The following is a 24,961-nucleotide window of genomic DNA, read 5'->3' on the forward strand; positions in this document are numbered from 1 at the left end:
GGTCCGTCTCCGTTACTCGGAGACGGACCCACCGAAAGGGTTGTCAATGAAGACCATCATGGTGTTGTTGCTGCTTCTGCTCGGGATCGTGCCCGCGCACGGAGCAGCGGACTGCGAACCGCCGGACTGCCCGGTCGTCGTGGACGCGTTCGACGGCCCGGTGCACGAGAAGGCGGACTCGTACACCGCGACGCTGGCACTGCGCAACGGCCCGGCGCAGCAGGACGTCGAGGTGTCCTACCGGTTCGTCGACGGCACGGCGAAGCAGGGCGAGGACTACCAGGCCGCACCGCGTGGAACGGTGACGATCAAGGCGGGCCGGACCCAGGCCGGTGTGCCGTACCGGGTGTTGCGCGTGACCGACGAGAAGAAGCAGTTCACGCTGGAGATCACGGCGGTGAAGAACGGCCAGGTGGGCAAGCGGGTCGCCGTGTTCACGATCGCCGGCAGGACGTGAACAGGCTGACGGCCTGAGCCAGGTGCCGGGCAGCCCGGGTCCACCGCCCGCACCGGCCCTCCAGGCCGGCGAGCGCGCGGTGGACCTGGGCCTCCTCGAACCCGTCCGGGGCCTGGGTCCTCGCCTGGAGCGCGGCGCCGAAGTGCTCGCGGGCGGCGGCCAGGTCGTTCATCGCCAGTCCCGCCTCGGCGAGCCGGCGCAACGTCGACGCCTCGCGGTGCCCGTCGCCGAGGGTGCGGCACACCGCGAGCGCGTCGGTGAGACGTTTCCCCGCCACCGCGGGATCTCCGAGCGCGAGCTGGGTGATGCCGAGGCCGATCAGCGCGTCGGCCTCGAAGCGGTGGTCGGTGATCTCGCGGCTGATCGCCAGCGCGTCCCCGAAGCAGCGCAACGCCGGTTCGAGGTCGGCGAGCTGGTGGTAGGCGTTGCCGAGCGTCATCAACGTCGCCGCCTCCAGCCGCCGGTTCTCCTTGGCGCGGAACGTGTCCAGCGCCGCGAACAACGGCGGGGCCGCCAGTTCGGGCCGCCCCATGCGGACGTAGGTGTAGCCGAGGTTCCGCCGGGCCAGCGCGACACCGACCTCGTCCCCCACGGCACCGTGCACGTCCATGGCCGCGCGGTAGGACTCCAGCGCCCGGTCGAACTCGCGCAGCTCGGAGTGCGCGTTGGCGATGTTGTTGTGCAGCCGTGCTTCTCCGCGCGGGTCACCCGCCTCACGGACCAGCGCGAGCGCTTCCCGTTGCACCACCATGGCTTCGGCGATGCGGGAGGTCATCTGCAGCGCGATCCCCTGTCCGCGCAGCATTTCGGCCTCGGCGCGCCGGTCGCCGAGCGCGCGGGCGGCCCGGACGGCGTGTTCGCACTGCTCGACCCGGGCCGCCCAGTTGCCGCGGGCCTCGAAGTAGCTCGTCAGCAGGTAGGCCAGCTGCCACGTCTCGCGGTGCAGGCCCTCGCGGGCGGCCAGCCGGATCACGTGCAGCAAGTTGTCGCGCTCGGCGTCGAGGTAGGCGAGCACCTCGACGCGGTCGGCGCCGAACGGGAGGTCGTCGGAACGCTCCCGCACGACCAGGTCGTGACGAGGGTTCAGCACCTCGCCGGCCGCGTGCGCGATGGTGAGATAGCGGTCCAGCAAGCGTTCCACGCCGTCACCGAGGTCACCGCTCTGCCGCGCGAACAGCCGGATCAGGTCGTGCAGGGCGTACCGGCCGTTGCCCACCTCGCTGACGAGGTGCGACGCGACCAGCTCGTCGAGGCCGGGCCCCATCGCGTCGGCGAGGTCGGCGGGGAAGCTCGCGCCGGGGTGTTCGCCGAGCACGCGGAACAGCCTCGCGGCCTGCGGGCTCAGCGTCCGGTGCGCACTGGCGAACACGGTGCGGACCGTCCGGTCGTCGCCGTCGACCGTCAGCACGTCCAGCGGGTCGTTGCGGGTCAGCTCCCGCACGAGGTCGGCGATCCGCCTGCCGGGCCGGATCTCGAGCCGGGCGGCGGCGATGCGCAACGCGAGCGGCAACCGTCCACAGTGGACCACGAGCTCCGCCGTCGCACCGGGCTCGGCGCCCACCCGCTGCTCGCCGAGGATGCCGGTCAGCAGGTCGTGCGCCTCCGAACCGCTGAGCAGGTCGAGGTTCACGGTGTGCACGGCGTGGCGGGTGCCGAGCGCCGACAGCGTGTCGCGGCTCGTGATCAGCAGCAGGTTCCCCTGGTCACCGGGCACGAGCGGCAGCACGTCCCGCGCGCGGCGCACGTCGTCCAGCAGGATCAGCACCCGCTTGCCGTGCAACAGGGTCCGGTACAGCGCGGCCGGGTCGGCGGGCACCCGGTCCGCGGGAACGCCGAGGCCGTGCAGCATCTCGGTGAGCGCCTGGGCGGGCGTGAGCCGTTGCAGGTCGAGGAACACCTGCCCGTCCGGGAAGAGACCGGCGACGCGGCGCGCCCACTCGACGGCGAAGGTCGTCTTGCCGACCCCGGCGACGCCGGAGACCACGACGATCGGCGGCAGGTCCGCGAGGGCGGCGAACTCGGCGGCACGGCCGGTGAAGTGCCCGGCGCGGGCCGGCAGCTGGGCGGGCCTCGCGCTGTGCAGGGCGGGGTCGCGGCGCAGGATGGCGGTGTGCAGTGCGGTGAGGTCGGGGCCGGGGTCCACGCCCAGCTCGTCGGCGAGCCGCTGCCTGAGTCTTCGGAACACCTCCAGCGCGTCGGCGTGCCTGCCGTCCTGGTGCAGAGCCCGCATCAGCAGTCCGACGAGCCGTTCCCTGGTCGGGTGGCCCGCGACCAGCCGTTCCAGCTCCTCGACGGCGTCCGGCCGGTCGAGCCGCTCGCCCCAGTGCGCCTCCAGCGCCGCGAGCCGCTGCTCCCGCAACCGGTCGGCCTCCGCCCGGCCCCACCCGAACAGCTCGGTGCCCGCGAGCGGCTCACCCCGCCACAGGCCAAGGTCCCTGGTGCGGCCGAACACCTCCGCGTCGACGGACGCGTCCAGCTGGTACCCGCCGGGCTTGGTGACGAGCGCGCCGGGCAGGCCGCAGTCGGCGAGCGCCTGCCGCACGCGCGCGACGTGGCTGTGCAGCGACCGCACGGCCGTGCGCGGCGGGTCCTCACCCCACAGCACGTCCACGAGCCGGTCGACCGGGACCGGCGTGCCCGCGCGCAGGGCGAGCACCGCGACGATGCTGCGCTGCCTGGCCCCCGTCAGCTCCGCGCGGCCGTGCGGGCCGCACACCTCGACCGGACCGAGAATCCGCACCTCACCCGCTGTCTTCCGCACACGCCGATACGTTAATCCGCGCTTTTGCCTGGTGGCAGCGCTGATCGTGGGACAGGACCGGCAGTTCGCCGGACGGTCCCCGCCTCTGGTCATGACCACCGGCGTGGGCTAGAAAGCACACGCGGCTCCAGGGCCCGAGAAATTTCTGTTATCGCCGGATGCATCCCGCATCTCCTGGTCAGGAGACAGCGGACCGGCAGGTGAGGTGGGCATGGCAGCACCGGAGGAACCCGGCGTCGCGACGGTGGTGGCCGCGCGCGACGGCGACCAGCGCGCGTTGGACGACCTGGTGAGCGGATACCTGCCACTGGTCTACAACATCGTCGGGCACGCGCTGGGCGGGCACCCCGACACCGACGACGTGGTCCAGGAGACCATGCTCAGGGCGGTGCACGGGCTGCCCGGCCTGCGCGACCCCGCCGGGTTCCGGTCGTGGCTCGTCGTGATCGCGATGAACCAGATCCGGCTGCGGCACCGCGAGCACCAGCGCGTGCCGATCACCGGTCCGGTGCCGGAGGACGTCGCCGATCCGGGTGCGGACTTCGTCGACCTCACGATCATGCGGCTGCAGCTGTCCGGGCAGCGCCGCGAGGTCGTCACGGCCACCCGCTGGCTCAGCGAGGACGAGCGCGAGCTGCTGTCGCTGTGGTGGCTGGAGGCGGCCGGGCGGCTGACCCGCGCGGAGGTGGCGAACGCGCTGGAGCTGACCACCCAGCACACGGCCGTGCGCGTGCAGCGGGTCAAGGCCCAGCTCGACGCCGCGCGCATCGTCGTGCGGACGCTCGAGCGCACACCGCGCTGTCCCGACCTGGCCTACGTCGTCGCGGAGTGGGACGGCGTGCCCAGCCCGTTGTGGCGCAAGCGGATCGCCCGGCACAGCCGCGACTGCGTCCGCTGCGAGCGCTGCGGGCACGACCTGGCGTCCGTCGAGGGCCTGCTCGCCCGCCTGCCGCTGGTGCCGCTGCCGGCCGCGTTCGGGTTCGGCCTCGACCCGGCCACGCTGGTGACCGCGCAGGTCTCCCCGGCCGGCGCGGCCCCGGTGACCGCGGGCAAGGCGGGCCTGTTCCTGCAGAGCGCGACGGCCAAGGTGCTGGCCGCCGCGGCGGCGACCGTGCTCGTCACGGGCATCGTGGTCGCCGTGCTGCCGTCGGGTGAGAAGCCCGCCGCCGGCCCGATCGCCGTCACCTCCTCGGAGGCCACGACCACGACGACCCCGCCTCCCACGACGACACCTTCGTCCACTTCTTCCTCCGCGCCGGCGACGACCACCACGGCCCCCAAGCCCGTGCCGCCGCCCGCGATCCCCGCGACGGCGTCGGTGAAGAAGGGCGTGAGCACCTGGAACTTCGACGGCGTCGGCAAGGCGCTCACCGACGTCCGCGCGGGCTGGTACTACAACTGGGCCGCGCAGCCCGACGGCATCCCGACGCCGCCGAACGTCGAGTTCGTGCCGATGATCTGGGGCACGAAGTCCACCGACGACGCGACCCTCGCCCGCGCGAAGGCGAACGGCAAGGTGCTGCTCGGGTTCAACGAGCCGGACTTCCCCGACCAGGCCAACATGACCCCCGAGCAGGCACTCGACCTGTGGCCGAAGCTGCAGGCGACCGGACTGCGCCTCGGCAGCCCCGCCGTCGCGCACAGCGGCGACAAGGCCGGCGGCTGGCTCGACAGGTTCATGACCGGCGCGGCGCAACGCGGCCTGCGCGTCGACTTCATCGCGGTGCACTGGTACGGCTCGGACTTCAGCGAGGCGGCCGTCGGCCACCTGAAGAACTACCTCTCGGCCGTGCACGCCCGCTACGGCAAGCCGATCTGGCTCACCGAGTACGCGCTGATCGACTTCTCCGGCGGCACCGCCCGCTTCCCGACCCAGGACCAGCTGGCCGCGTTCGCCCGCGGCTCGAGCGCCATGATGGAGGGACTCCCCTACGTCGAGCGCTATGCGTGGTTCGCGCTGCCCGCGGAGAAGCCCGGCACCGGCCTCTACGCACCCGGCGGCACCCCGAACCAGGCGGGAGCGGCGTACCGGGAGGCGGGCTGACGGCACCGTGGTCGAGAATCACGGCGTGGCCGAGAACCTGCTGGTGTCCGGAAGCGCCGGGACCGCGATCACCGAACTGCTGATCCCGGCGCTGCTGCTGCGCACCCCGAACGCACCGTGGGCCCAGCTCGTCCACATCTACGTGCCGCAAGGCCCTACGGTCGCGTTCAGCGGCCGCGACCTCCGCTCACCCGGCATCGCCGACGCCACCGAGGTCGCCCGCGCGGCGGGCTTCGAGCCGGTGGTCAGGTCGCCGGGCGGGCGGATGGTCGCCTACGACAGCGGTGCCGTGGTGATCGACCACCTCGACAGCACCACGGACATCCGCCACGCGGGCAGCGCGACCTTCGCGGCGAACGCAGAGAGCCACGTCCGGGTGCTGCGGGGACTGGGGGACGTCGACGCCCGCATCGGCGAGGTGGACGGCGAGTACTGCCCCGGCGAGTACAGCATCAACGTCGGCGGCGACACCAAGGTCGTGGGCTCGGCGCAGCGCGTGACCTCGACCGGTTCGTTGTTCAGCACCGTCGTCCAGGTCGGGGTGTCGGACCGGGTGCGCGCGGTGCTCGCGGACGTGTCGAAGGCCCTGGGGAACGACCTGCGGGAGAGTTCCATCGCGGGGCTGGCCGACTACGTGCCCGGTTTGGGTGCGGGCGAGGTGGCGGCGGCGTTCGTGGAGGACTACCGGGGGCGGTTGGGGATGACCGAGGCGACGTTGCCGGGCGGGGTGGTCGCGCACGCGGCCCGGGCGAGCGGTGGCTCACCGTTCCACGTGGACGACTGGACGCGGGCGCACCCGTTCGTGGTGTCGTGAGTCGTGGTGTGGTGAGCGTCTGACGCCCGGCGTGGTCGTCGTGCACCGAGTGCTGGTGCCGGGCGGCCTGCCCACCGCCGCGACACCGCACTCCCCTGCCCGCCTCGCCCCGCTCCCCGAACCCGGCCCGCACGACCCCGGCACCGCGCCCACTTCCTGGGCCCGGCGCGCCAGCCCGACACCGCCCACTCCGCCCCAGCCCGGCCCGCGCGACCCGCTTCCCCTAACCCGCCCCGCAAGACCCCCGCACCACCAGCCGCGTAGGCAGCACCACCGGCTCCTCCCGCTCATTCCCGGTGATCATCGCCATGATCGCCTTCGCCGCCGCCACCCCGAACCCCGGCTTGTCCTGCGCCACCGTCGTCAACGCCGGTTCCACCACCGACGCGATCTCGATGTCGTCGAACCCCACCACCGCCAGGTCCTCCGGCACCCGCACGCCGGCCGCACGGGCGGCCAGCAGCGCGCCGACGGCCATCTCGTCGCTCGCCGCCAGCACCGCCGTGGGCGGCTCGGGCAACGCCAGAAGGCGGTGCAGCGCGGCGGTTCCGCTGGCTCGGTAGAAGTCACCGGCGACCACGTACTCGTCGCGCGCCGGCACGCCGGCCTCGTGCAGAGCCGCCCGGTAGCCCGAAAGACGGGCCTCGGACGGCTGGTTGCCGACAGGGCCGGTGATCGTGGCGATCCGCGTGTGCCCCAGCCCCAGGAGGTGCTGGACGGCCGACCGCGCGCCGCCGGAGTTGTCCGACGTGACGTACGTGGCGCGGGGGCCGTCGACGGCGACGTCCAGTGCGACGCACGGGACCCCTGACTGCGCGAAGGCCTCGAAGGCCTCGGCGTCCGAGCCGCTGTCGATCAGGACCAGGCCGCCGAGGTGGTGGCGGCGGGTCAGGTTGACGTAGCCGACCGGGTCGGCGAGCGAGGCGCCGACCTCGCGGGCGTCGCCGCTCGTCGCGAGCATCAGCAGGTGGTAGCCGTGCGCGCTCAACGCCGATTTGAGGCCTATCAACAGGTCCTGCAGGTACGGGTGGCGCCAGCCCGGCCTGCGGTGGTCGGTGTCCCAGACGAGGCCGATCATCGTCGACTGCTTCGTCGACAACGCGCGGGCCGACTCGTTCGGCCGGTAGTCCAGCTCCTTCGCGACGCGCAGCACGCGTTCCCGCGTCTCCTCGTTGACCGTTTCCGGCTGGTTGAAGACGCGCGACACCGTCGCCACGGACACGCCGCAGAGCTGGGCGATCTCTCGCCCGGTCGCCATCGGACCTCCTGATTGACCGTAAGCGGTTACATGGACCTTACGAGCAGCAGTTATCCACGTCAAACGGCTACCTCCACAGAGTGTGTTATCGTTTCGTTACTTGACGTGCCCCGCGTAACCCCGCTGTCATAGGCGCCACACATTCGCGCCGCACCTCTTCCGGAGAACCACTTCTCCTGCTTCAGCGCGCCCAAAAACCAACGGAGGCCTGGAAAATGCGCCCCAAAGCACTCGCACTCGGCTGCGCCGCGCTGGCGACAGCGCTGGTGCTCAGCGGTTGCGGCAGTGGCACCGCGTCCGGTGGCAAGACCAAGCTGACCATCGGGTTGTTCGGCAACTTCGGGTACGCCGAACTACTCAAGGAGTACGCCGCCGCGCACCCCGACGTCGAGATCTCGGACCGCACCGCCTCCTACTCCGACCACCACAAGAACCTCGCCGCGCACCTCGCCACCAGCAGTGGTGCCGCGGACATCGAGGCCGTCGACACCGGCTACATCAACCAGTTCAAGGCCACGCCGGACAAGTTCGTCGACCTCAACACCAAGGGCGGTGACCAGCTGAAGGACCGCTGGCTGCCGTGGAAGTGGGAGGGTTCGCTCAGCAAGGACGGCAAGCAGATCGGCTACGGCACGGACGTCGGCGGCCTCGCCATCTGCTACCGCCGCGACCTGCTGCAGAACGCGGGGCTGCCGGCTGACCGCGACCAGGTCGCCGCGCTCTGGCCGACCTGGCAGGACTTCATGGCCGCGGGCAAGAAGTTCCAGGAGAAGGCGCCCGAGGGCGTCAAGTGGTTCGACGGCGGCCCGACCGTCCTCAACGCGATCGTCGGGCAGGCGAGCGTCGGCTACTACGACAAGACCGACAAGATCGTCGTGGGCGACAACAAGGAGATCAAGGCCGGCTGGGACCTCGTGGTCGACGGCGTGAACTCGGGCCTGTCGTCCAAGCTGCTGTACTCGACGCCCGTCTGGAACACCGGCTTCAAGCAGGGCCAGTTCGCGACGGTCACGTGCCCCGCCTGGCAGATGGCCAAGATCAAGGACCAGGCCGGTCCGGAGGCCGCGGGCAAGTGGGACGTCACGTCCGTGCCCGGCGGTGGCGGCAACTGGGGCGGCTCGTACCTCACGGTTCCCAAGTCCGGCAAGAACGTCGACAAGGCCGTGGAGCTGGCGGCGTGGCTGACCGCGCCCGAGCAGCAGGCCAAGGTGTTCAAGAGCGCCGGGCTGCTGCCGTCCATCCCGAAGCTGTACGAGGACCCGTCCATCGTGGAGTACAAGAACCCGTACTTCAACGACGCCCCGATCGGCAAGCTGTTCACCGACGCGGCGAAGAAGCTGAACCCGCAGTACCAGGGCCCGAAGGCGGGCGACATCCAGACCGCGATCGGCAACGCCATGCAGCGCGTCGAGCAGGGCAAGCAGAACGGTCAGGACTCGTGGAACCAGTTCGTCGGCGACGTGCAGAAGTGACGCGCTGACATGGTCTTGATGGACAAGGCGACCCGGAGGCACCGCTGGGACACGAAGTTCGCGCCGTACGGGTACGTGGCGCCGTACTTCCTGATCTTCGGTGTCTTCGGGCTGTTCCCCCTGCTCTACACCATCTGGGTCTCGTTGCAGGAGCGCAACCTCCTCGACGAGGCCGCGGCGCGGATCATCTGGTTCGACAACTACGCGAAGCTGATGGCGGACCCGTACTTCTGGAACGCCATGGGCAACACGCTCAGCCTGTGGCTCCTGACGACGGTTCCGCAGATCCTGTTCGCGCTGTTCATCGCGCAGCTGCTCAACCGCAAGGTCCGCACCCGCACGCTGTTCCGGATGGGCGTGATCCTGCCGAACATCACCTCGGTGGCGGCGGTGACGATCATCTTCGCGCAGCTGTTCGGGCGCGACTTCGGCCTGTTCAACTGGCTGCTGGGCCTCTTCGGCGCGGGCCAGATCGACTGGCAGGCGGGCACGGCGTCCTCGCACATCGCGATCGCGGTGATGGTGGTGTGGCGCTGGACCGGCTACCACGCGCTGATCTTCCTGGCGTCGATGCAGGCGATCTCGTCGTCGTTGTACGAGGCGGCCACCCTGGACGGGGCGAGCGGCAGGCAGCAGTTCTGGCGCATCACGGTTCCGCTGCTGCGGCCGCAGATCATCTTCACGACGATCATCGCGACCACCGGCAACATGCGCCTGCTCGCCGAGCCGCTGCTGTTCAACCCCGGCGCCGCGGCCGCGACGGGCGGGTCGGACCGGCAGTTCCAGACCGCCGCGCTGTACCTCTACGAGCAGGGCTTCACGAAGTACGACTTCGGCTACAGCTCGTCGATCGCGGTCGTGCTGGCCATCGCCACCGTCATCGTCGCCGGGATCGGTTACCTGGTGACCAAACGGATCCGGACGGAGTGACCCCATGACCGCTGTGCTGGAACGCCCCGCGCAGGCCGGGCCCACCGGCCCCGCCACGAAGGCGCGCAGGCTGGCCAGGCGCGTGGCCGGGCCGTGGACCTACGCCGCCCTGATCGCCGTGCTGGCCGGGTCCGCCTTCCCCGTCTACTGGTCGTTCGTGGTGTCGTCGCAGACACCGGACGCGATCGACAGCGTGCCGCCGGTCCTGGTGCCGGGCGGCAACCTCTTCGCGAACATCGCCCGCGTCTTCGACACCACCGACTTCGCGCTCGCGTTGCTGAACTCGATCGTCGTGTCGGGCACCGTGACCGTCTCGGTGGTGCTGTTCTCGACGCTCGCGGGCTTCGCGTTCGCCAAGCTGAAGTTCCGCGGCCGCAACGTGTTGCTGCTGCTGATCATCGGCACGCAGGCGATCCCGACCGAGCTCGGCATCATTCCGCTCTACATGATGATGGCCGAGTTCGGCTGGGCCGGCGAGATCCACGCGGTGATCGTGCCGGGGCTCGTCACCGCGTTCGGCGTGTTCTTCATGCGCCAGTACTTCGAGCGGGCGATCCCGGACGAGCTGCTGGAGGCGGGCCGGATGGACGGCTGCCACTCGTTGCGGCTGTTCTGGCATGTCGCACTACCCGCGGCGCGCCCGGCGGCGGCCGTGCTCGGCCTGTTCACGTTCATGCAGGCGTGGAACGACTTCTTCTGGCCGCTGGTGGTGCTCACGCCGGAGAACCCCACCGTCCAGACCGCTCTGTCCACTTTGGCCAGCGGTTACACCACCGACTACACGCTGGTGCTGACCGCCGCGACGATCGGCACGGTGCCCGTGCTGGCCGTGTTCCTGTTGTTCGGCCGCCAGATCGTCGGCGGCATCATGTCGGGCGCCGTCAAGGGCTGAGGGTTGGAGACTGTTGTGAGCTTTCCGGACGGCTTTCGCTGGGGCGTGGCGACCTCGGCCTACCAGATCGAGGGAGCGGCCGCGCTCGACGGCCGCGGTCCGTCCATCTGGGACACCTTCTCGCAGGTCCCCGGTGCCGTCGCGGCCGGCGACACCGGGGACGTGGCGGCGGACCACTACCACCGCTGGGCCGAGGACGTCGCCCTGCTCGCGGACCTGGGCGTCGACTCGTACCGGTTCTCGGTGTCGTGGTCCCGAATCCTGCCCGAGGGCCGCGGCAAGGTCGAGCAGCGCGGCCTCGACTTCTACCGCCGGCTCGTCGAAGCCCTGCTGGGCAGGGGCATCGAGCCGTTCCTGACGCTCTACCACTGGGACCTGCCGCAGGCGCTCGAGGACCGGGGCGGGTGGCGCGACCGCGACACGTCCCACCGGTTCGCCGACTACGCGGCGCTGGTGCACGAGGCGCTCGGGGACGTCGTGCGGAAGTGGACCACGCTCAACGAGCCGTACTGCTCGTCGATCGTGGGCTACGGCGAAGGCCGGCACGCCCCCGGCGCGCGCGAGGGCCACGGCGCGCTCGCGGCGGTGCACCACCTGCTGCTGGGCCACGGCCTCGCCGTGCAGTCGATGCGGGCGAACGGGCTGGCGGAGCAGGAGTTCGGCATCGTGCTGAACCAGTCCCCGACCGTGCCGGTCACGGACTCCCCCGCCGACGTCGCCGCGGCGACCCGCCAGGACGTCCTGCTGCGCCGGCAGTTCTCCGACCCGCTGTTCGGCGGGGTCTACCCGGCCGAGCTGACCTCGATGTTCGGCGACATCACCGACTTCTCGTTCCAGCAGGACGGCGACCTCGCGATCATCGGCGAGCCGCTCGACTACGTCGGCCTCAACTACTACTACCGGCTGCACGTCGCCGACGCCCCGCACCGCGAGCCGGACCCGGCCAAGCGCACGGCCCACGACATCGGCGTCGACACGACCCAGCTCCCGGACGTGCCGCGCACGGGCATGGGCTGGCCGGTGGAACCGGTCGGCATGACGACCGCGCTCGCGGACCTCAAGGCCCGGCACCCCGATCTGCCGCCGATCTACGTCACCGAGAACGGCTGCGTCTTCCCCGACGTGGACGGGTTCGAGGACACCGACCGCATCGCCTACCTGCGCGACCACATCGCGGCGGCGCAGGCCGCGGACGTCGGCCTGCGCGGCTACTTCTGCTGGTCACTGCTCGACAACTTCGAGTGGGCGCACGGCTACAAGCACCGGTTCGGGCTCGTGCACGTCGACTACCAGACGCTGCAACGCACTCCGCGCGCCAGTTACCGCTGGTACCGCGACTTCATCACTGAGGCACGGCGGGGCAGCTGACCGCGGGCGTCCTCAGCTCGAGCAGGTAGTCGTCGACGTTCGTCCGGGTGCAGGCACTGCGCGGGTAGGCGATGTGACCCCAGCCCTCGTAGGTGAGCAACGCCGTGTTGCGCGGTGCCTGCCTCTTGATGTTGACAGCCCACTCGTGCGGAGTGGTCGGGTCGTACTTCGAGTTGATGACCATGATCTTCGGCGCGTCACCGAGGTCGAGGCGGTGGGGCGGGTTCGCGGGCTTCCCGGGAACGCCGATGCACGCGGTGGCCTCGTCGTGGCCGAGGAAGCTGCCGCGCATGATCGGCGCGCGGCGCAGCTCCTCGACCCGCATCCGTTCGTACTCGCGGAAGTCCTTGATGCGCAACGAGAAGTCCTGGCAGACGGAAGCGAGACGGACCGACTCGTAGTTGGGCTCGAAGGCCTGCGTGCGCACCGACGGGCCGCCCGTGATCAGGTCCGCCGCGGAGAACCAGTCCGGCCCGCGCAACGCGAAGTACATGCTGTCGAGCAGGCCCTGCCGTCCACCCGGCCGGGCGTCGGCCCTCACCAGCGCCGCCTCCCAGGCAGCGCGGACGTCCTGTCCGTGCAGTGCGCAGGAGGTCGTTCCCGCACACCACTTCTCGAACTCCCGGAACGAGTCGTCCGAGGCCACCGCCCGATCTCCGACGAACCGCCGGAGTTCCGCGCTGTGGTCGACGACGCTGTCGAGGACCATCGCCCGGACGTTGCGGCCGAACAGCTCGGCGTACGTCTGGCCGAACGTCGTGCCGTACGACAGGCCGAAGTAGCTGATCTTCCGTTCCCCGAGCGCCCGCCGGGCCGCGTCGAGGTCCCGCGCCACGGTGGCGCCGTCGGCGTGGTCGAAGACCGGCCCGCTGCGCTCACGGCACTGCGCGAGCACGTTCTGGTTGTGCCGCAACAACTCCGTGAACCCGGCCGCGTCCCGCGGGTGGATCGACGGTCCCCCGGCCACCAGGTCGGCGCACCGGATCGCCAGGCTGCCGCCCGTGCCCCGCTGGTCGACGCCGACGATGTCGAACCGGGCGCGGACCTCGGGGCTGAACAGGCCGGACAGCGCGAACTCCGCCGCGGAACCACCGGGTCCGCCGGGGTCGACCAGCAGCACACCGAGCCGTCGCGCCGGATCGGTGGCCTGGTGGCGCGCGATCGCGAGGTCGATCCGCGGGCCGTCCGGCTTCTTCCAGTCGAGCGGCACGCTCAGCGTGCCGCACTGGCCCTCGGGGTTGTCCGGGCACGGCGCCCAGCCGAGGGATGGCGCTGGTTCGGCGTGTACCGCACCGGCGGAGATGATCAGGACCACAGCAGCCAGGGATGTCGCCAGCGCCCGCCTCATCGCCCCACCCTAGGGGACGGGGCGAATCCGCACAGGGCCCTTCCAGTCGTCAGCGGGCGACAGCACCGTCTCCCCGCTGGTGACCACGACCCGCCCCTGCGCCGCCAACTCCCGCGCGACCTCCCGCGCCGGTTCCATGAGGTCGCGCCACCCCTCGTCCCCGACGGCACGCGCGGCCTCGGACGGGCAGATCGACTTGCCAGGGCCACGCGCCTCCAGCAGGTCGAGGATCGCCCGCTCCAGCCGCTGCGCGACCGTGCTCACCGACGCAGCCGTTCGGCCGCCAGCCGGCCGGAGATCAGCACCGGCGGAATGCCGACGCCCGGCGTGGTCCCGCTGCCCGCCAGCACCACGTTCCCGTCGCGGAACGGCAGGTTGCCCGGCCGGAACGGCCCTGTCTGGGCGAACGTGTGGGCGGCGGAGAACGGCGTCCCGGCGGCCTGGCCGTCGCGCGCCCAGTCGTCCGGTGTCACCACGGCCAGGGGCTCGGCGTCGACGAGGAGCTTGCGCGCGGACATCTCGCCGATGATCTCCTCGGCGTACCGCTGCGCCAGCGCGTCCCAGCGCAGCGGGGCGACGTCGAGGTTCGGGCAGGGCGCGAGCAGGTACTGCAGGTGCCTGCCCTCGGGTGCCAGCGCGGGATCGGTCAGCGTGGGCGTGGTGAGGAGCAACGACGGGTCGCTCATCAGCTCGCCCCTGCGGACGATCTCGTCGAACGTGCCGTCCCACCTGTCGCCGAAGGAGATCGTGTGGTGGGCGAGGTCGTCCGCCACCCGGCTCGCGCTGAGGTGCACGACCACCGCGGACGGCGACCACCGCAGCGGCACGACCCGGCGCGGCCTGCCGTGCAGCAGCCGGGCGCTCTGGGCCGGACCGGTGGCCAGGACGACGGCGTCACAAGGGATGCGCGCGTCGGCCGTGCGCACGGCGTTCACCCGGTTGCCGACCCGTTCCAGCGACTCCACCTCCACGCCGTAGTGGAACTCCACCCCGGCCGAGGAGGCGGCGTCGGCCAAGGCCTGCGGCACGGCGCGCATTCCGCCGCGCGGGAACCACACGCCCGCGATGGTGTCCATGTAGGCGATGACGGCGTAGGCGGCGAGCGCGTCCTTCGGTGCGACGCCGGCGTAGAGCGCCTGGAACGTGAACACGCGCTGGAGCCGGTCGTCCTTCAGGAAACGCCCCACCGCCTTGGCCAGCGAGCCGAAGCCGCCGAGCCGGGTGAGTTTCACCAGATCGGGTCCGACGAGGTCCAGCGGCGAGTCGAAACTCGCGCCGATGAACTTCTCGCGCTCCACCTCGTAGAGCTTCGACAGCCACTCCCGCAGGTCGCGGTACCCCTGCGCCTCGCGGTCTCCCGCGAACTCGCGGACCGCCTGCTCCATGCGGTCCGCGTCGGTGTGCACGTCGAGCGCCGTGCCGTCGGCGAACGCCGCGCGGTAGGCGGGGTGCAGCGGCAGCAGCTCGAGGTGGTCCTCGCGCCTGTGGCCCACCGCCGCGAAGGCGTCGTCCAGCAACTCCGGCATGGTGAGCACGGTCGGCCCGGTGTCGATCCGGTGGCCGTCCACGTCGAGACGGCCCGCGAGCCCGCCGGGGTGCGGATGCCGTTCGACGACGGTCACCTCGTGGCCCGCGCCGCGCAGGTGCAGCGCCGCCGACAACCCCGACAGACCGGCACCGACGACCACCACTCGGTCGGTACGGCCTTTCACCACGTGCACCACTTGCGTTCCCCCGCTCAGGTCGTTCGCTTCACAGCGCGGCCGGCGAGACGCACCAGCTCACGCCGGGCATCGTCGTCGATGGCCGTGCGCTCCAGCGCCGCCACCCCCGACGCCGCCAGCATCTCGATGTGCTTCTCCACGGCCGCGACCGCTCCGAGCTCCACGAGCAACGCGCACACGTCGTGCACGGTCCGCTCGCTCACGGCCCCGCTCTCCAGGCACCGCCGCAGCAACCTCTGCGCCGCCGGCTTTCCCTGCGCGCGGGAGAGGGCGATCGACATCAGCGGCGTCCGCTTGCCCTCCCTCAGATCCTCCCCCACCGGCTTGCCGGTGAGCGTGGAGTCGCCGAACACGCCCATCAGGTCGTCCCTCAGCTGGAACGCCACACCGATGTCGTGCCCGTACGCGCGCAGGGCGTCCACGACGTTCTCATCCGCGCCCGCGAGCGCCGCCCCGAGGTGCAATGGCCGTTCCACGGTGTAGGCCGCGGTCTTCAGCGCGGCCACGCGGATGGCGGCCTCCAGCGACTCCTCGCGCCGGGCGACGCCGAGGAGGTCCAGGTGCTGCCCCATGATCATCTCGGTGCGCATCGCCTGCCACGGGCCCCAGGCGCGGACCAGGGCGTCGGCGGGCAGACCGGCCGTCACCAGCGCGTCGTCGGCCCAGGCCAGCGCCAGGTCACCGACCAGCACCGCCGCCGAGTCGCCGTACTGGCGCGCGCTCCCGGCCCAGCGCTCCCGCCGGTGCCGCGCGGCGAACGACTCGTGCACCGACGGTTTGCCCCGCCTGGTCGCCGAGCGGTCCATCACGTCGTCGTGCACCAGCGCGCAGCACTGCAGCAGTTCGAGGGCCACCATCGCCCGCACCACGGCGTCCACCGGCGGCGCGCCTCCCGCGGCGCGCCAGCCCCACCACGCGAAGGTGGGCCTCATCCTCTTGCCCCCGGCCAGGATCAGCCCGCGCAGCTCGGCGGCGAGCTCAGGGGCCAGGTCCTGCCTCGCGCGCAGGAAGTCGTGCAGTGCCTCGTCGAGCAGGACGCGGAAGTCGTCCACCTGCGACGTGCGGGCGTCCACGCTGGTCAGCAGCGACATCGGCGTTCCCTTGGGAGTCGAGGGGCGTTCGGTCGTTCGAGCTAAGCAGCGCCGTGACGGGTCTGCATGATGAGAGCCGCCGTTGTGCGGAGGGCAACTCGCGGACTTAGCGTGGAGGCACTCACTCCGCGGAAAGGACCGCTGATGTCGGCTGAACGCGAACTGGACGCCGCGGGGATCACCTCGCCGGCGTTGCGCGACGCGTACCGGCGCTGCCGCGAGCTCAACGCTCTGCACGGCCGGACCTATTACCTCGCAACGAGGTTGCTCGGTGCGGAGCAACGGCCCGCCGTGCACGCCCTGTACGGGTTCGCCCGGTGGGTGGACGACGTCGTCGACGACGTCCACAGTGGAATCGACGAGAAGGTCGCCGAGCTCGGTGCGATCGACGCACGCCTGCAGGCCGCCCTGGCCGCGGGCGCGACGGACGACCCGGTGCTGGCGGCGCTGATCGACACGGTGCACCGCTACGACATCCCGGTCCAGCACTTCCAGGACTTCATGGCGTCGATGCGGATGGATCTCACGGTCACCGACTACCCCACCTATGCCGATCTGGACCGGTACGTCCACGGTTCCGCCGCGGTGATCGGTCTGCAGGTGCTCCCGGTGCTCGGCACGAGCGTCCCGAGGGAGGAGGCAGAGCCGGCCGCCGCGGCCCTCGGCGTCGCCTTCCAGCTCACGAACTTCATCCGCGACGTCGGCGAGGACCTCGACCGCGGCCGGGTGTACCTGCCCGCGGACGAGCTCGCGGAGTTCGGTGTGGACCGCGAGCGCCTGCTGCACGCCCGCGCCGCCGGCCACGCCGACCAGCAGGTCCGGGCCGCCCTGCGCGACCAGGTGCGCCGGGCGCGGGAGCACTACGACCGGGCCTGGCCGGGCATCGGCATGCTCGCGCCGCGGTCGCGGCCGTGCGTGCTCACCGCCTACCGCCTGTACGGGCGGATCCTCGACCTCGTCGAGGGCGCGGACTGCGACGTGCTGTCGCGGCGCGTGGTCGTGTCGAACGGCAGGCGCCTCGCCGTCGCCCTGCCCGCGCTGGCGAGGGCGGTGTTCGCCCGTGCGGCCTGAAGAGCGCAAGTCCATCCGTGACCGGATCCCGCTGCGGATCTACTCCAGCCCGCCGTGGCGCGAGCAGCGACCGACGTGGCAGGACGCCAAGCCCGCGCTGATCGAGGCGGCCCTCAAGCGCGCCACCGCCCGGCCGTCCGGCAACTGGTTCGTCGCGGGCGCCAGCCGTGACGTCGTGAAGGGCAGGCCGTGCGGCCGGACCATCGCGGGCCAGGAGGTCGTGCTGTGGCGCGGCCCCCACGGTGTGCTGATGGCCGGGTCCGGCTCGTGCCCGCACCTCGGCGCGCCGCTGTGCGACGGCGCGGTGGCCGAGGGCAAGCTGATCTGCCGCTGGCACGGGCTCGCGCTCGACGGCACGCGGTTCGGCGCGTGGACGCCGTACCCCGCCCACGACGACGGCGTGCTGGTGTGGGTCCGCCTCGACAAGGTGGGCGGTGAGGAGCCGCTGGACGCGCCGGTGCTGCCCGAGCGGCCGCCGGCGGGGTCGATCGACGCGGTGGCCACGCTGATCGGCCGCTGCGACCCGGAGGACGTGGTCGCGAACCGGCTCGACCCGTGGCACGGCGCGTGGTTCCACCCCTACTCGTTCGCGAACCTGCACGTCCTGGAGACGCCCACGGAGGCGGACGACCGGTTCCTGGTGGAGGTGACGTTCCGGCTCGCCGGCCGCGTCGGCGTGCCGGTCATCGCCGCGTTCACCTGCCCGGAGCCGCGCACGGTCGTGATGCACATCGTCGAGGGCGAGGGCGCGGGCAGCGTCGTCGAGACCCACGCGACGCCCATCCGCGACGGTCGCACGGCGGTGGTGGAGGCGACCATCGCGCACTCGGAACGGCCCGGGTTCGCGCTGGCCAGGCCTGCGGCGGGCGCGTTGCGGCCGGTCATGCGCTGGGCCGCGGCACGGTTGTGGCGCGACGACCTCGCCTACGCCGAACGCCGGTACGCACTGCGCCAGGTGGGTCGCTTCCCGGACTGAGCGAGTCGACTTGCGTCGTTTCTGAGTCGATTTTACGATGGTCCCCACCATCGAGGTCGACTCATCCGAGGACGTGCGCCATGCCCGAATTGTCCCGTCTGCCTCAGCCGGTCGTGGAGTCGTGGGACTGGCAGCTCCGCGGTCTCTGCCGAGGCATGGACAGCGCCTACTTCTTCCACACGCCCAACGAACGGGGCTCCGCGCGCGACGCGCGGGAGGCCGCGGCGAAGGCCATCTGCCAGCGCTGCCCGGTCATGGAAAAATGTCGCTCACACGCGCTGGAGGTGCACGAGACCTTCGGCATCTGGGGCGGACTCGGAGAAAGTGAGTTGAGGGCGATTCTCGCGAAACGTGCTCGTAGGACGTGACGTACACGCCCCGGGCGGTGGCCGGCATGCTCGGCATCGCCCCCACCACCCTGCGAACCTGGGACCAGCGCTACGGCCTGGGCCCTTCGATCCGCACCGACGGCGGCCACCGCCGTTACGAGGACGCGGACGTCGAGGTGCTGCGCCGGATGGTCGTGCTGACCGCCCAGGGCGTGGCGGCGGCCGCCGCGGCCGTTCTGGCACGGCAGAAGCCGGTCGCCGCGCGAAGCGGCCCGCGCACCCCGATCGATCCCGCCGAGGCCGTCGTGGCACAGCAGGGTTTCCTGGCCGCGGCGAAGCGCCTCGACGAGCCGATGATGTCCGGCCTCGCGTCGAAGCTCCTCGCCGACCACGGCGTCGTGTCCGCGTGGGAGGACGTGTTCGTACCCGCGCTGGTGGACCTGGGCGAACTGGTCGTGTCCAGCGGGCAGGGCGTGGAGATCGAGCACCTCGCCAGCGGGAGCGTGCTGCACGCGCTGCGCGGGATCCCCCGTGCGAGCAGTCCGGGAGTGCTCTCCGCACTGCTGTCCTGCGCGCCGGACGAGCAGCACTGGTTGCCGCTGGAGGCGCTGGGTGCGGCGCTGTCCGAAGAGGGCTGCATGTGGGGCAACCTGGGTGCGCGGGTGCCCGCCGAGGCGTTGCTCGACGCCGTGGACCGCCTGCGCCCCACCGTGGTGCTGGTCTGGGCGCACCGGACCGACCTCGCGCTGCGCGTGCCGCTGGAGGACCTGAGCGCGCGATCGGACGCCGTGATCGCGGTCGCGGGGTCCGGGTGGCAGGGTGTGCCGCTGCCGTCGGCCGTGCGCCGGCCGAAGTCCTTGCAGGAGGCGATCGACCTGGTGCTGGAGCGCGTCCGCTAGGCCTTGTGACCCGGATCCACCGAGCCTGACGCTAGAAGACCTCGCGGTCGCGTTCCTGCGCGCGGACGTCGTCCAGGTCGGCCAGGCGGCGCAGGCCCTGCACGGCACGGACCATCCGGTGGTTGCCGCTCACCTGCTTCTCGTTCCGGTCGAGCCACGCCCAGTACCCCGCCGTGAACGGGCACGCGCGTTCTCCCGTGCGCTGCTTCGGGTCGAACCAGCACGTCTTGCAGTGGTCGGTCATGCGGTTGAGGTACGCGCCGCCGCTGAGGTACGGCTTGGTCGCGATCACCCCGCCGTCCGCGTGCTGGCTCATGCCGATCACGTTCACCGGCATCACCCACGGGAACCCGTCCACGAAGGACGTGACGAACCAGTCGTTCAGCGCGGCCGGGTCGTAACCCCGTTGCAGCGCGTGGTTCCCCAGCACCATCAGCCGCTGGATGTGGTGCACCCAGCCGTGGTCGCGGACGCCCTCCAGCGCGGTCCGCAGGCACGCCGCCCTGACCGTGGCCGGCCGCAGCTCCGCCCACCAGTCCGGCAGCGGGGTGGTGGCCTGGAAACCGTTGCGGTGCCGGTAGTCCTGGCCCAGGTGCCAGTACAGGTTCCACACGTACTCGCGCCAGCCGAGGACCTGCCGGACGAACCCCTCGACGCTCGCGAGCGGCGCGTCCCCGCCGCGGTAGGCGTCCTCCGCCGCGTAGACGACCTCCAGCGGGTGCAGGAGACCGTGGTTGAGCGGCACGGACAGCAGCGAGTGCGCCATCGTCCAGTCCTTGGTCAGGACGGCGTCCTCGTGCGGACCGAAGTGCGGGAGGCGGTCGCGCAGGAAGACCTCCAACGCCTTCAGCGCTTCCTCGCGGGTGATGGCGAACCGGCGCGGACCGTCCCTGCCCACCGCGGGCAGGTCCATCGCGTCGAGGTCGGCCCGCACCCGCGCGTCGATCTCGTCCTCGTCCGGCCACCACGGCGCCGGAACGCCGAGCTTGCCGCGTTTCGGCGGTGGCTCGCGGTTCTCGGCGTCGAAGTTCCACCGGCCGCCCACCGGTTTGTCGCCCTCCATCAGCACGTCGAACCGGGTGCGCTGGTAGTGGTAGAAGTCCTCCATCAGGAACCGCTCGCGCGCCCCCGCCCAGGCCGTGAACTCGTCGCGGGACAGCGCGAACGCGGGCGTGGGCAGCACCTCGACACCGAGCTCGGTCAGCATCCGTCGCGCGGCGATGGAACCCGGCTGGTAGGCGACCAGCGGGCCGTTCAGCTCACGGATCGCCTCGCGGTAGGTGCCGGCGCGCACGAGCCTGATGCGGTCGGGGTACTCGGCGACCAGGTGGCGCATGCCCGACAGCACCAGGTGCAGCTTCTGGCGGTGGTACGGCCTGCGGCGCAGCGCCGCCGCCGACTCGATCAGCACGACCTCGTCGTGGCCGGTGTGGAAGTGCGGCCCGAGCTGGTCGCCGAACAACAGGAGCGTCACCGCCCACCGCGCAGGTCGGCCAGCACGGCGTGGGCGGCTCGGCGTCCCGAGTGCAGCGCGCCCTGGATGGAGCTGGTGTCGCGGTGGTCACCGCACACGTACCGGCGTTCCCCCGCGCGGACCGACTGCTTCAACCGGTGCGGCGCGGTCATCGCCGGGATGGCGTGCGGGATGTCGTACCGCCTGAGCACCTCCCACCGGCTGGTGTCGGTGCCGTACAAGCGGTTCAGGTGTTCTCGAACGGCCTTCTCGCCGGCTTCGCCCACCACCGACGCCTGCACCAGCGGGGCGTGCGGCGAGTACGGGCGCGACACCTCCGACATCACCGCCGTGTTCACGACCGGGCCGCCGTTGGCGTCGACCACCAGGCACCCGTCGCGCAGCGGGGACCGCGGCGGGCGGAAGTACCACGTCGTCACGCCGTTCCAGCGCGGCTCGGCGAGACCGGGCAGCAGCCGTGCCGCCGTCGTGCCGTCCGTCGCGACCACCACGGCGTCGGCGGCGATCCGCCCGCCGTCCTCCAGGTCGACGCCGTTGTCGTGCACGGCTTTCACGGCGGTCTCCAGCCGGACGACGTCCCTGGGGAGCCGCTCGGCCATGGCCTTGGGCAACTCCCCCATGCCGAGCGCCGGCACCGCGGCGCCGCCTCGGGCGAAACTGCGCCACACCAGGTGGAAGAACCTCGACGAGGTGGTGAGCTCGCGTTCCAGGAACACCCCGGACAGGAACGGCCGGAACACCGCCTCGACGGCCCGGTCGGAGACGCCCAGCTGCCTCAACGCCTCGCGCGTCGTGCGTTCGGGCCGTGTCAGCAGCGGCCGCACCGGGCCGAAGGCGTCCGGCGCCGAGAACCTCGCGACCGCCGCCACGTCCCGCGCACCGAGGACGTGCTGGCGCAGGAACCCGTCCCACGCCGATGGCCCGCTGCGAGGGTCGGCGAGCAGGTCGTGCCTGCCGTTGTCGTGCACGAACGCGCCCGGCCGGAAGCGCCTCAGCGGGAACGGGTCCAGGTTCAGCCGCTCCAGCTCGGGGTAGGCGGGCAACAGGATCTGGAAGCCGCGGTCGAACCGCACGCCGTCCTCGACGTCGGTCCGCACCCGGCCGCCGACCTCGTCCGACGCCTCCAGCACGGTGACCTCAACGCTCGCCGCGGCCAGTTCGAGAGCGGCGCTCAGACCGGCCAGTCCGGCTCCCACCACAACGATCACAACGTCCTCCAGCGACGGGCGGCCGAGCGCAGCAGCGGCACGCGCCCCTCGGCCGGCACGGTCCACAGCTCGGTGCCCGCGACGCCCCAGCGGCCCAGCAGGTGGTTGGCGGCGGCGAACCCGGTGGTGGCGGCGCGTTCCATCAGGGCGACGGGCAGGTCGATCCGCACGAGATCACCCGCCACCACGAGGAACTCGTCCGGGGTGGTCACCGCCGGCCGCCGCCCGTACCCGCCGGCCGGGAAGAGCGGGCAGTCCTCGCGCAGCTCGTGCCGTTCGTCGACGACACCGGCCTGCTTGGTCTCCGGGTACACCTCGGTGAGCTGCTGCCAGAGCCGGGCGCGTGCCGACTGTTCATCCACATCGGACGGCAGCGCGTAGCCGTGCAGTTCGACGACGCTTCCGCCGGTGCGTGCGGCCCAGGCCCGTGCCTCGTGCTCGTAGTGGTTCAGCACGCTGATGTTGTCGAGCAGGTCGTGGCCGCCGGTGCCGAGGAAGCCCGGCCGGTCGGCGTCGACCGGTGTGTCGAGCCAGTACCTCGACACGAGGAACCGCGGTGCGGTCTCCAGCTTCCCGATGGTGTCGCGCCACGCGGTGTCACCGAGCGCCGGCGACTCCCCGACGAGCGACCGCAGGCCGCGGACGTCCGCGGCGAGCACCACGGCGTCCGCCTCGATCGCGCCCTCGCCGATGGTGACCGAGTACCGCTTCTCCTGCCCCGGCAGCACGGACTTCACCTCGACACCCGTGCAGACCGTCGTGCCCAGCGAGGTGAGGTGGCGGCGCAGCGGCTCCCACAGGCCGTGCGGGAACGGGTCGGCGGCCACGTCGAACAGCAGGCCCTCGCTCGAGCCGAGGAAGTAGATGTGGAACATGACCGCGAGCTCCGCGGCGGACATCCTGGTGGGGTGCGCGAAGAAGCTGCGCGAGAACACCTCGAACGCCAGGGCGTGCGCGGCCTCCGGGAAGCGGATCTGGTCCAGGTAGGACGCGGCGTCGAGGGCGTCGAGCCGCTCGTACACCTCCGGTACGGACACGTCGAGCAGCGACAGCGCCGCCCGCGCGTTGACGCCGGGCAGGTCGCGCCACCGGAACGTGGGGCTGCTGCGCAGGAACGCGAGGACGTTCCACGGCACGGTCGTCGGCAGGTCCGCGAAGCCGTCGCGGTGGCCGGAGGCGTGCTGCAGCGGGTAGTCCGGCAGGCCGGTGAGAGCGCCTCCGGCGGGGTCGACGCGCTTCAGCAGCGCGCGCAGGTTGTAGTACTGGCGGAAGAACGCGTGGAAGCCGCGCGTCATCGTGGCCTCGCTGCCGTCGGCGAGCCTGGTGCTCCAGCCGCCGACGCGTCCGCCCAGGTAGTTCTCGCGCTCGCACACCACGACCCGCGCGCCGCGTTCGGCGAGCAGCGTGGCGGCGGAGAGGCCCGCGATGCCACCACCCACCACGACGACCACCGGTGCGTCCCCGTCGAAGTGCGGACGCCCGGCCGGCGCCGGGATCCGCACCGCCTTGCGATCCCTCACCGTTGCTCCTGTTCCGGCACGTGGCCGCGGAAGGTGTGCACCACGCCGAGTTGCAGACCGGGCAGCGGCGCACTGCGTACGCCGCTGAAACCGTTGCGCCGCAGACGGTCTCGCAGCGCGGACGCGCCGTCGAAGTCCATCACGCTGCGCCACAGGTAGGTGTAGAGCGAGCGGTCGCCCGTGACGAGCCACCCCGCCGGGACGATGAACGCGCACAGCGCCGTCCACACCGCGGTGCTGATCAGCGAGTCGCGCACCGAGTACTCGTGCAGCACCAGCGTTCCGCCGGGTTTGAGCAGACTCCGGATGCGCTTCAGCGTGCCGTCCGGCTCGGGCAGGTTGCGCACGAGGTAGGCGGCGAACACCGCGTCGAACTCGCCCTCGTCCACGTCCTCGGCCCGGCTGTGCACGAACCTCACCGTCGCCGGCCAGCGCTTCTGCCGGGCCCGTTCGATCATGCCCGCCGACGCGTCCACGGCGACGATCTCCACCCCGGGCACGGCCGCGACCAGCGCCGCCGTCGAGGCGCCCGTGCCGCACCCGAGATCGAGCACCCGCATGCCGGGACGCAGGCCGAGCGCTCGGGCGGAGCGCCGCAGCGCCTGGTGGTAGCCGGGGTTGAGCCCGACGAGGAGGTCGTAGCCGCGTGCGGCGCGGTCGAACTTCCCCGGTACCTCAAGCTTGTCCACGTGCCAGCCTTCCCCGTTCCCACAACAACAAAACGGCCGTGACCATGGCGAACCCGTAGAGGAAGTCCTCCACCGGGATGTCCCACGGCACACGCACCCCGCTGATCGCCCAGTCCGCGTACAGCACGATCGGTGCGTCGAGCTTCGTCAGCCACCCGTCCACCGGCACCTGGAACCCGAGCACGATCACCATCGTGATCCAGTAGGCGGGCCGCCGGAACAACCCCGTGCGCAGCAAGCAGAACTCGAGCAGCAACACCACGAGCACCGCGGTCATGGCGGCGAACGAGTACTCCTCAACCATTCCGCGACCAACGTCCCGAACGCCCGCGCACGGCCTCGTAGGTCAGCACCGCGCAGAGCGGGATCGCGACGAAGAACAGGATCTCCTCGACCGGCAGCACCCCGCCGACCAACCACCCCGTGGTCGCCCCGGGGTGGAAGCTCCAATGTCCACGCAGGACGGCCACGACGTCCCAGACCGCGAGCACGACCAGCACCGGCGCGATCGCGCGGGCCAGCTCGGGAGCGCGGCGGTAGACACCGCGTCCCATCCACTCCAGCGGCATGGTGATGAGCACGCACACGCCCAGCACCGCCAGGTACTCGTACTGGCTTCGCATCGCCGACCTCCCA

General features: G+C 71.7%; 23 protein-coding genes. 11 read left to right on the forward strand and 12 right to left on the reverse strand.

The features are described from left to right. Positions 1–46: 46 nt before the first annotated feature. Positions 47–457, forward strand: coding sequence for a Calx-beta domain-containing protein (locus ND450_RS12200; RefSeq protein WP_253326252.1), 411 nt, complete (start codon positions 47–49; stop codon positions 455–457). Here the strand turns inward: ND450_RS12200 and ND450_RS12205 are convergent. Next, on the reverse strand, positions 435–3,218 hold the full coding sequence (locus ND450_RS12205; protein WP_253326253.1) for a BTAD domain-containing putative transcriptional regulator: 2,784 nt from the start codon (positions 3,216–3,218) through the stop codon (positions 435–437). The genes ND450_RS12200 and ND450_RS12205 overlap by 23 nt on opposite strands. A gap of 211 nt (positions 3,219–3,429) precedes the next feature. On the opposite strand from ND450_RS12205, the gene ND450_RS12210 reads away from it, so the two are divergent. Both ND450_RS12210 and ND450_RS12215 read left to right on the forward strand, forming a co-directional pair. After that, the gene (locus tag ND450_RS12210; RefSeq protein ID WP_253326254.1) at positions 3,430–5,262 is read left to right on the forward strand and encodes a sigma-70 family RNA polymerase sigma factor; all 1,833 of its coding nucleotides are present in this window, start codon (positions 3,430–3,432) and stop codon (positions 5,260–5,262) included. A 25-nt stretch (positions 5,263–5,287) separates the two neighbouring features. Next, complete coding sequence (locus ND450_RS12215; RefSeq protein ID WP_253326255.1) at positions 5,288–6,076, forward strand: hypothetical protein; 789 nt, start codon at positions 5,288–5,290, stop codon at positions 6,074–6,076. 223 nt (positions 6,077–6,299) lie between these two features. Here ND450_RS12215 and ND450_RS12220 read toward each other — a convergent pair whose 3' ends face one another. Further along, entirely contained in the window at positions 6,300–7,334 is a 1,035-nt protein-coding gene (locus ND450_RS12220; RefSeq protein WP_253326256.1) for a LacI family DNA-binding transcriptional regulator, read from the reverse strand. Positions 7,335–7,549: 215 nt separating this feature from the next. On the opposite strand from ND450_RS12220, the gene ND450_RS12225 reads away from it, so the two are divergent. The 4 genes from ND450_RS12225 to ND450_RS12240 are packed head-to-tail and all read left to right on the forward strand — an operon-like array spanning position 7,550 to position 11,996. Further along, a complete protein-coding gene (locus ND450_RS12225) occupies positions 7,550–8,806 on the forward strand; it encodes an extracellular solute-binding protein (RefSeq protein ID WP_253326257.1) in 1,257 nt (418 codons plus the stop codon). Between the two features lie 18 nt (positions 8,807–8,824). Continuing rightward, positions 8,825–9,736 carry a carbohydrate ABC transporter permease gene (locus ND450_RS12230; protein ID WP_253326258.1) on the forward strand — a complete coding sequence of 304 codons (912 nt, stop codon included), beginning with the start codon at positions 8,825–8,827 and terminating at the stop codon, positions 9,734–9,736. 4 nt (positions 9,737–9,740) lie between these two features. Then, complete coding sequence (locus tag ND450_RS12235; RefSeq protein ID WP_089918220.1) at positions 9,741–10,628, forward strand: carbohydrate ABC transporter permease; 888 nt, start codon at positions 9,741–9,743, stop codon at positions 10,626–10,628. Positions 10,629–10,643: 15 nt separating this feature from the next. Next, on the forward strand, positions 10,644–11,996 hold the full coding sequence (locus ND450_RS12240) for a GH1 family beta-glucosidase (RefSeq protein WP_253326259.1): 1,353 nt from the start codon (positions 10,644–10,646) through the stop codon (positions 11,994–11,996). Here the strand turns inward: ND450_RS12240 and ND450_RS12245 are convergent. The 4 genes from ND450_RS12245 to ND450_RS12260 are packed head-to-tail and all read right to left on the reverse strand — an operon-like array spanning position 11,971 to position 16,159. Beyond that, positions 11,971–13,344, reverse strand: a complete 1,374-nt coding sequence (locus ND450_RS12245; RefSeq protein ID WP_253326260.1) for an alpha/beta hydrolase — start codon at positions 13,342–13,344, stop codon at positions 11,971–11,973. The two genes, ND450_RS12240 and ND450_RS12245, sit on opposite strands and share 26 nt — an antisense overlap. 9 nt (positions 13,345–13,353) lie before the next feature. Further along, positions 13,354–13,608 carry a DUF3253 domain-containing protein gene (locus tag ND450_RS12250; protein ID WP_253326261.1) on the reverse strand — a complete coding sequence of 85 codons (255 nt, stop codon included), beginning with the start codon at positions 13,606–13,608 and terminating at the stop codon, positions 13,354–13,356. Continuing rightward, positions 13,605–15,065, reverse strand: coding sequence for a phytoene desaturase family protein (crtI, locus tag ND450_RS12255; RefSeq protein ID WP_253327903.1), 1,461 nt, complete (start codon positions 15,063–15,065; stop codon positions 13,605–13,607). The genes ND450_RS12250 and crtI overlap by 4 nt, the downstream gene beginning before the upstream one ends. 17 nt (positions 15,066–15,082) lie before the next feature. Beyond that, the gene (locus tag ND450_RS12260; RefSeq protein WP_253326262.1) at positions 15,083–16,159 is read right to left on the reverse strand and encodes a polyprenyl synthetase family protein; all 1,077 of its coding nucleotides are present in this window, start codon (positions 16,157–16,159) and stop codon (positions 15,083–15,085) included. Positions 16,160–16,303: 144 nt separating this feature from the next. On the opposite strand from ND450_RS12260, the gene ND450_RS12265 reads away from it, so the two are divergent. From ND450_RS12265 to ND450_RS12280, 4 genes are all read left to right on the forward strand, one after another. After that, on the forward strand, positions 16,304–17,230 hold the full coding sequence (locus tag ND450_RS12265) for a phytoene/squalene synthase family protein (RefSeq protein WP_089918233.1): 927 nt from the start codon (positions 16,304–16,306) through the stop codon (positions 17,228–17,230). Beyond that, positions 17,220–18,206: a DUF5914 domain-containing protein gene (locus ND450_RS12270; protein WP_371927695.1), complete on the forward strand. Its 987-nt coding sequence runs from the start codon at positions 17,220–17,222 to the stop codon at positions 18,204–18,206. Before ND450_RS12265 ends, ND450_RS12270 begins: the two co-directional genes overlap by 11 nt. 80 nt (positions 18,207–18,286) lie before the next feature. After that, the gene (locus ND450_RS12275) at positions 18,287–18,574 is read left to right on the forward strand and encodes a WhiB family transcriptional regulator (RefSeq protein WP_253326263.1); all 288 of its coding nucleotides are present in this window, start codon (positions 18,287–18,289) and stop codon (positions 18,572–18,574) included. Beyond that, a complete protein-coding gene (locus ND450_RS12280) occupies positions 18,571–19,434 on the forward strand; it encodes a MerR family transcriptional regulator (RefSeq protein WP_253326264.1) in 864 nt (287 codons plus the stop codon). The genes ND450_RS12275 and ND450_RS12280 overlap by 4 nt, the downstream gene beginning before the upstream one ends. Before the next feature lie 31 nt (positions 19,435–19,465). On the opposite strand, the gene ND450_RS12285 is transcribed toward ND450_RS12280, so the two are convergent. Genes ND450_RS12285 through ND450_RS12310 form a run of 6 tightly spaced genes read right to left on the reverse strand, consistent with a single transcriptional unit; the run spans position 19,466 to position 24,948 of the window. Beyond that, complete coding sequence (locus ND450_RS12285; RefSeq protein WP_253326265.1) at positions 19,466–20,908, reverse strand: cryptochrome/photolyase family protein; 1,443 nt, start codon at positions 20,906–20,908, stop codon at positions 19,466–19,468. Further along, positions 20,905–22,116, reverse strand: coding sequence for an NAD(P)/FAD-dependent oxidoreductase (locus tag ND450_RS12290; RefSeq protein ID WP_253326266.1), 1,212 nt, complete (start codon positions 22,114–22,116; stop codon positions 20,905–20,907). The genes ND450_RS12285 and ND450_RS12290 overlap by 4 nt, the downstream gene beginning before the upstream one ends. Next, on the reverse strand, positions 22,113–23,636 hold the full coding sequence (locus ND450_RS12295) for an FAD-dependent oxidoreductase (protein WP_253326267.1): 1,524 nt from the start codon (positions 23,634–23,636) through the stop codon (positions 22,113–22,115). Before ND450_RS12295 ends, ND450_RS12290 begins: the two co-directional genes overlap by 4 nt. Then, positions 23,633–24,325: a class I SAM-dependent methyltransferase gene (locus ND450_RS12300; RefSeq protein WP_253326268.1), complete on the reverse strand. Its 693-nt coding sequence runs from the start codon at positions 24,323–24,325 to the stop codon at positions 23,633–23,635. Before ND450_RS12300 ends, ND450_RS12295 begins: the two co-directional genes overlap by 4 nt. Continuing rightward, positions 24,312–24,629 carry a lycopene cyclase domain-containing protein gene (locus tag ND450_RS12305; protein ID WP_253326269.1) on the reverse strand — a complete coding sequence of 106 codons (318 nt, stop codon included), beginning with the start codon at positions 24,627–24,629 and terminating at the stop codon, positions 24,312–24,314. Before ND450_RS12305 ends, ND450_RS12300 begins: the two co-directional genes overlap by 14 nt. After that, positions 24,622–24,948 (reverse strand): lycopene cyclase domain-containing protein, encoded by a 327-nt coding sequence (locus ND450_RS12310; protein WP_253326270.1) that lies wholly within the window; start codon positions 24,946–24,948, stop codon positions 24,622–24,624. Before ND450_RS12310 ends, ND450_RS12305 begins: the two co-directional genes overlap by 8 nt. Positions 24,949–24,961 lie beyond the last annotated feature (13 nt).

Source organism: Lentzea sp. HUAS12, from assembly GCF_024125735.1.
Taxonomy (GTDB): domain Bacteria; phylum Actinomycetota; class Actinomycetes; order Mycobacteriales; family Pseudonocardiaceae; genus Lentzea; species Lentzea albida.

Excerpts from the sequence above, each read along its gene's own strand:
- ND450_RS12200 (WP_253326252.1), top strand. The coding sequence starts at position 47 with ATGAAGACCATCATGGTGTTGTTGCTGCTTCTGCTCGGGATCGTGCCC.
- ND450_RS12210 (WP_253326254.1), top strand. The coding sequence starts at position 3,430 with ATGGCAGCACCGGAGGAACCCGGCGTCGCGACGGTGGTGGCCGCGCGC.
- ND450_RS12220 (WP_253326256.1), bottom strand. The coding sequence starts at position 7,334 with ATGGCGACCGGGCGAGAGATCGCCCAGCTCTGCGGCGTGTCCGTGGCG.
- ND450_RS12225 (WP_253326257.1), top strand. The coding sequence starts at position 7,550 with ATGCGCCCCAAAGCACTCGCACTCGGCTGCGCCGCGCTGGCGACAGCG.
- ND450_RS12230 (WP_253326258.1), top strand. The coding sequence starts at position 8,825 with ATGGACAAGGCGACCCGGAGGCACCGCTGGGACACGAAGTTCGCGCCG.
- ND450_RS12235 (WP_089918220.1), top strand. The coding sequence starts at position 9,741 with ATGACCGCTGTGCTGGAACGCCCCGCGCAGGCCGGGCCCACCGGCCCC.
- ND450_RS12245 (WP_253326260.1), bottom strand. The coding sequence starts at position 13,344 with ATGAGGCGGGCGCTGGCGACATCCCTGGCTGCTGTGGTCCTGATCATC.
- ND450_RS12260 (WP_253326262.1), bottom strand. The coding sequence starts at position 16,159 with ATGTCGCTGCTGACCAGCGTGGACGCCCGCACGTCGCAGGTGGACGAC.
- ND450_RS12265 (WP_089918233.1), top strand. The coding sequence starts at position 16,304 with ATGTCGGCTGAACGCGAACTGGACGCCGCGGGGATCACCTCGCCGGCG.
- ND450_RS12275 (WP_253326263.1), top strand. The coding sequence starts at position 18,287 with ATGCCCGAATTGTCCCGTCTGCCTCAGCCGGTCGTGGAGTCGTGGGAC.
- ND450_RS12305 (WP_253326269.1), bottom strand. The coding sequence starts at position 24,629 with ATGGTTGAGGAGTACTCGTTCGCCGCCATGACCGCGGTGCTCGTGGTG.
- ND450_RS12310 (WP_253326270.1), bottom strand. The coding sequence starts at position 24,948 with ATGCGAAGCCAGTACGAGTACCTGGCGGTGCTGGGCGTGTGCGTGCTC.